Origin of the sequence: uncultured Gimesia sp., from assembly GCF_937910335.1 — a bacterium.
Taxonomy (GTDB): Bacteria; Planctomycetota; Planctomycetia; order Planctomycetales; family Planctomycetaceae; genus Gimesia.
Genome location: NZ_CALEMX010000347.1, coordinates 1 through 5,557, shown reverse-complemented (window position 1 = coordinate 5,557; position 5,557 = coordinate 1). Strand labels below are relative to the sequence as shown.

6 protein-coding genes and 1 pseudogene are annotated in these 5,557 nt (G+C 44.0%); 1 reads left to right on the top strand and 6 read right to left on the bottom strand.

Annotation, left to right across the window (positions count from 1 at the left end):
* The coding region (gene mog, locus Q0668_RS13965; protein WP_298865708.1) for a molybdopterin adenylyltransferase at nucleotides 1–484 on the top strand (484 nt) is incomplete at its 5' end.
* A gap of 58 nt (nucleotides 485–542) precedes the next feature.
* On the opposite strand, the gene Q0668_RS13960 is transcribed toward mog, so the two are convergent.
* The 6 genes and pseudogenes from Q0668_RS13960 to Q0668_RS13935 form a co-directional block, all read right to left on the bottom strand.
* Nucleotides 543–1,394 (bottom strand): TatD family hydrolase, encoded by an 852-nt coding sequence (locus Q0668_RS13960; RefSeq protein WP_298865707.1) that lies wholly within the window; start codon nucleotides 1,392–1,394, stop codon nucleotides 543–545.
* A gap of 53 nt (nucleotides 1,395–1,447) precedes the next feature.
* Nucleotides 1,448–1,687, bottom strand: coding sequence for a hypothetical protein (locus Q0668_RS13955; RefSeq protein ID WP_298865705.1), 240 nt, complete (start codon nucleotides 1,685–1,687; stop codon nucleotides 1,448–1,450).
* A 503-nt stretch (nucleotides 1,688–2,190) separates the two neighbouring features.
* Nucleotides 2,191–3,147 (bottom strand): metal ABC transporter substrate-binding protein, encoded by a 957-nt coding sequence (locus Q0668_RS13950; protein WP_298865703.1) that lies wholly within the window; start codon nucleotides 3,145–3,147, stop codon nucleotides 2,191–2,193.
* Between the two features lie 12 nt (nucleotides 3,148–3,159).
* On the bottom strand, nucleotides 3,160–4,338 hold the full coding sequence (locus Q0668_RS13945) for an ABC transporter permease (protein WP_298865701.1): 1,179 nt from the start codon (nucleotides 4,336–4,338) through the stop codon (nucleotides 3,160–3,162).
* The gene (locus Q0668_RS13940) at nucleotides 4,335–5,006 is read right to left on the bottom strand and encodes an ABC transporter ATP-binding protein (protein ID WP_298865699.1); all 672 of its coding nucleotides are present in this window, start codon (nucleotides 5,004–5,006) and stop codon (nucleotides 4,335–4,337) included. Before Q0668_RS13940 ends, Q0668_RS13945 begins: the two co-directional genes overlap by 4 nt.
* Nucleotides 5,006–5,557 (bottom strand): annotated as a pseudogene (locus Q0668_RS13935) (hypothetical protein); the annotation flags it as partial. The gene Q0668_RS13940 and the pseudogene Q0668_RS13935, both read right to left, overlap by 1 nt.

The window sequence follows — 5,557 nt, the reverse complement described above, 5'->3', positions numbered from 1 at the left end:
CGGTGAATATCAAGATCGGGGCGGCCCAGCGATTCAGGATTATCTTGGGGAGGTCTTAACCAGCAACTGGATTCCCGTGGCCCGCGTCATTCCGGACGATCTTTCCACGATCACTGAAACTTTAATAGAACTCAGTGATCAACAGCAATGCTGCCTGATTGTCACTACAGGAGGAACCGGGCCGGCGAAAAGAGATATTACTCCCGAAGCGACATTAGCCGTTGCTGAAAAAGAGATGCCAGGCTTTGGTGAATTAATGCGAAAAGTCTCATTAGAAAAAGTCGCGACAGCCATTCTTTCCCGCCAGACTGCCGTCATACGTGGCAGTTCGCTGATTGTCAATCTCCCAGGGCAACCTAGTGCGATTCAGGAATGCCTGGACGCAGTTTTCCCTGCAATCCCCTACTGCATCGATTTGCTGGAAGGCCCTTACCTGGAAACCAATGCAGATCGGCTGGTTGCATTTCGCCCCAAAAAGAAATAGGCGCAGCAAAACAGGAGCAGCCACTTTCATAACTGCTCCTGTCTCTTTTGGCTCGAATTCAGTTTTCAACCAGACTGGAACTGGACTCTTCTATCGTTTCCAGTCGAATCGGTTTAATGTCAAATTTGGGATTTTGTCCCATAAAACGAACGGGATTATTATGGAAGATTTCAATGGCATCTTGGACAGAGTAGCCTCTGGCCCGGTATTGAACAATACACTCCTGTAACGTAAAGGGATCACTGGGTCCCCAGTCGGCAGACGAGTTCACCAAGATCCGCTCGTGCCCATATATTTCGAGCATATCGACTGCTCGTTTGGGGGTACACTTCGTGATCGGGTACAATGTAAAACCAACCCAATAACCGGCCTCTAAAGGTTCTCGAATTGTGTGCTCTTCCACATGATCAATCCAGACCCGTTCAGGGTTCACATTCATATGTGACAATACTTCCAAAGTACGTTTCGTTCCACGAACTTTATCCTGCAGGTGAGGAGTATGAATCAAAATCAACTGATCATACTTGATAGCCTGCTCTACTTGCGCTTCGAAAATCTCTTCTTCATTCTTCGTTGTTTTATGAAAGCCGATTTCTCCGATACCAAGCACGGTTGGCTTTTTGAAGAATTCAGGCATCTGCTTGAGTACTTCGTGGCTTAGTTCCGGGTTTTCTGCTTCTTTAGGATTTACGCCAACCCAACAGTAATGCTTGATTCCATAATCGGCAGCGCGAGTCGGTTCAAACTCACTGATCTGACGAAAGTAGTCAATAAATGTTTCTGGATATAAGCGATCAAATCCAGCCCAGAACGCGGGTTCCGCAACGGCGACAACGCCGGACATTGCCATGCGTTCGTAATCCTGTGCGGTTCGAGCAATCGCGTGATAATGTGGTTGAATGATTTGCATGATGGTCTCACTGATTATTCAATTGTACGAGTGGGTAAAGAATGTCAATTCACTTAATCTAAGTCTGAAAAAAGCAATAATAATCGTTCTGCTCGATTCGGCAGATGGCTTTCTTCTGTCAAGATTCCCAGCGCCTGCTTCAATAACTCCAGACGGGAATCGTTAAACTCACCAGCATTCTCTTCGTGATCAGATGCACGATCAACACGATCAAAAGCCGCACCAAGTTCCACGAGGGAACAGCGGGCTTCGAGGTATTCCCGATCCAAAACCTGTAAAGCTGTTTGCATCATTAAAACCTTTCGGATTTTTCTGCTTAAATAAGATCCGTCATGATAGAAATTGTCTCCATTTCCATTATATAACCTACATCGGTACTTCCAACTGTTTGAACTGAGTTCAACTCACATTCAGCAAATCTGGAGACAGAAATTCAGTATATGCGGCCTATTTGGACTAAATAAACAAAGAAAATTCAGGGTAATTGTGGGCTACCCTCTGTTTTGGCTGAAATTACTGATGATTTAAGAGAGGGGTCAAAAAAACTGCTCGATTTTCCCCTGTGAATTAATTGGTTAAACTGTACCGATAAGCGGGTATAAAACTAAACCGAGCATAATGTAGAGGATCTCCCAGAACGATCAAGAAAGCCCGATTGAGGATCTGCAGCTTATTCAGACCCGCTTGAACGAGGGTACTTCGTGCTCCCTGCTTCTTGTGATTGACCAACAGGCAAGTTCGTGAACTTCCCTGATTGAGATGAAATCGCTCGGTTCATAATGTCGAATACGCCATATTACTTTGTCTCAGAGGATTCTTGCGTTGATGAGCCTGATTTCAAAAACGCTTCCAATTGGTTCAACTGGAGTCGCATTTCTGTCAGATAATCTCCCCGCGCAGGTTTCGCTGTGAGTGGATTCAATACAAACGAAGACACACCACGTTGCTGAAACTCGTTCAACAGTTTTTTATCAGGTTTTTGTTCCCATATCATGAAGGGAACCTTGTGTAGTTCCTGTATTGTTTTCATTGTTTCCCAGGTACTCTCATTGGGCTTTGTATTCTTTTTCCAATGCAAATGATGCACTGTCCAGTCAGCACGCCTTGTGAGATATTGATAAACGGGACGCTGAGAAAACCAATGCAGACCGGGATATTTTGATCGAAGCTGATCCAGTTTTAGATTCAGTGGTTCTAAGGAATCCTTTAAGTTCTTCAGATTTTCTGTGATACTTTCTTTTTCCCGGGGAAGTAACTGTATCAGTTTTTTTCCAATCGCATCCGCTTGCCTGGCCAATAGCGCTGGATCAAGCCAGAAAAACGCAACTGTTCCTGCATGCGAATGCGCACCCCCAGATCCATGACTGTGCACTTCATAGTCGGGAACTGTAATCAAATCCTCTTTCAAAAAAATAGAGGTTTTCAACACTTTAGAACGGGGAAGTGACAGTTTTTTGACCCAGTCGGCAAAATTGGCTCCGTTGGTGACAATCAGATCCGCCTCTTGAATCGTTTGAATTATCTCATCATTTGGAAACCAGGTTTCGGGATCAGATCCTGGGGGAACTGGATTAAGAACCTTGACATCGGGCCCCACAAGTGATTTTACAATAAACTCCAGAGGATAATTGACCACAACGATGACCGGTGACTGTTTTTCTTCTGCAAGCCTGGTTCCCTCCTGAGGTTTTTGCTGGCAGGCATACAACATAGTCATCGAAAACAAAGCCACAATAAAATAGATACGATGCATATTCCCATATCACTAAATAAATAGAAATTTTATAATTTGATACGCATAAATTCGACAGACCAAAGTAAGAACCAGCACGATGATCAAACTGGCCAGCACAATGAAAAGAATTTCTGTTAATTGCAGTTTCCAGATAGTTGAACGACTGCAACCCAATTGAAACATGGTCTGCCGTTCCCGTTTTCTTAAACGCAATGAAAGCAGAAAAACAAGACACAGCAGTAAACCCACCGAAACAGAGACCAGAAATGTATTCATGTCAAATAACTGTTTGACGCGGAATACCATTTCCATTAACTCATTGACAATTTCTATTGGGCGAATCAGCTGCAATACTGAAGTATCTGAATCATACATCCCCAACAATAACACTTCAGATTTTTTATCGAAGGGTATTACTATTATCGATGAAACAGGAAATGTTTCTGTGTCGCCATGAAAATGAAACGATGTTATGTTTTCCTCGGTCACTTCATTGAACTGCGGAACAGCGGCATTCGCTATCGTTGTCGACCCTTCCTGCTTCAACACAAGATCTTTATTCGTTGCCGCATTGATTTTCTGATGCCCATGCCCAATCCCCGAGATAATCCATTCGGTATGCACATCGACGAAGACGGCATCATCATCCGCTGAGCCCGATTTTTCCAATACACCTACCACACGCATTTTGAGCGGATAAGTTCCCGATAGATCAAATACGTTTAAAGGGTCCGACATCAGTTGGTCTCCGGGAGACAACTGTAAGTTTTCAGCTAAATTGGCTCCGATCACACAATCTCCCAATCGTTTCAGATTGGATCCCTTTGCCATTACCAGCTTCCGAAATTCAAAATAATCTAAAGTTGTACCGACTACAGGAGCTCCCTGTGCAGTAAATCGGAGTACCAGGGGAATCGGAAGGGCATAACCTGTTTCCTCAATAGCCTCCACCTCAAGCATGTTTGTAGATTCCCGATCTGCCTGGTTAAAGTACATTGATTGTAAAGCCAGATCGAACCGGCTGCCTTTGGCTCCCGCAATCAACGGAGTAGAGCGTGCTCGAGATAACAAGTCTTGTTCAAACTGGGAGACACCAAATTGCAATAAAACGGGCAGCAACAAAGCCAGCGACACACACAGAATCAGAGTCACTGTTTTGAGTCTGTTATATGCTAAATAGCGGAATGTCAGACGAAAAACACCATTCATGCCGTTTCCACCACTTCATGAAAACATGCAATATCAATGGTACGCTCAAACTGATCCAGCAGGCTGTCATCATGTGTTACCATGATCAGAGTAGCCTTGGTCTGAGTCGCATGTTCGATCAATAAATCGCGAATCAATTGTTTATTGACCGGATCCAGATTACCCGTAGGCTCATCCGCTAATAATATTTGAGGTTGAGGTAACAGCGCCCGGCAAATGGCAACACGCTGTCGCTCTCCTTGTGAGATTTGATCAATTCGTGAATTCAAGTATTGATCGATCTGCATGGATTTGGTCAACTCGCGGGTTCGCTCGTCAACAGCTTTATCCAGTTGCAATGTGCCATTAATATAATACGGCAGCATAATATTTTCACGAACATTCAGATAGTCGATCAATTCAAATTCCTGAAAGACAAACCCAATTTTGGAAATGCGATACGCACGTCGTTGACTGTCATCGAGCGTTTTCAGATTGATTCCGCAGGAAATAAGTGTCCCTTGATCGGGAATCAGAATACTGGAAATCAAATTCAATAGTGTTGTCTTGCCACATCCACTGGGTCCAATTACGGCGAGTTTCTCTGATTCACTGATTTTCAAATCAGGTATGTGCAACCGAAATTGTGATTTCGGATAACTAAATTGAAGCTGTTGTATCTGAATCATCAGGAGCCCGATTTTGCTGACTTTGTTTCAGGTGGACTTTTTTCAGATCCATCCGTTTCTTCGCTATTTACTTCTCTCAATCTCGTCTGAAATCGCAATCGCTGTTCATCGAGTAAGTTCATTCCAGTCAGTTTCCAGTCTCCTTCAACGGGTTCCAGATAAAAGACCGCCTGATACTGATTCGTCCGCGTGTGAATATGCCCCCAATGTTCCACCGTACCTGCGACGGTCCATGTAGACTTCACAGCGAAACCACGTTCATCCTGTGTGATTTGATTCTTCCTATTAATGGCTGCTTCAGGCTCAACAGACTCCCACTGCACATCAGATACACGTGAGATTGCTCCCCCCTGCTCTTGCATTTTCAAACTTTGATGAATCTGACGATACAATGTTTCCAGAAATGCCCCATCCGCACTTTTTGCTAAGGCATCATAGATATCGCTATCAGTATGATAATCGAATGATCGGTAGATATTTTTATGCAACGTTTTAAAAACGGCTTCTGCATTCTCATCGGAAACTTTGGGAATTGGTTCCAACGGGCTCGA

What these genes read in the sequence shown, in the direction of transcription:
- Q0668_RS13960 (WP_298865707.1), bottom strand. Translation starts at nt 1,394, where the DNA reads ATGCAAATCATTCAACCACATTATCACGCGATTGCTCGAACCGCACAG.
- Q0668_RS13950 (WP_298865703.1), bottom strand. Translation starts at nt 3,147, where the DNA reads ATGCATCGTATCTATTTTATTGTGGCTTTGTTTTCGATGACTATGTTG.
- Q0668_RS13940 (WP_298865699.1), bottom strand. Translation starts at nt 5,006, where the DNA reads ATGATTCAGATACAACAGCTTCAATTTAGTTATCCGAAATCACAATTT.
- Q0668_RS13945 (WP_298865701.1), bottom strand. Translation starts at nt 4,338, where the DNA reads ATGAATGGTGTTTTTCGTCTGACATTCCGCTATTTAGCATATAACAGA.
- Q0668_RS13955 (WP_298865705.1), bottom strand. Translation starts at nt 1,687, where the DNA reads ATGATGCAAACAGCTTTACAGGTTTTGGATCGGGAATACCTCGAAGCC.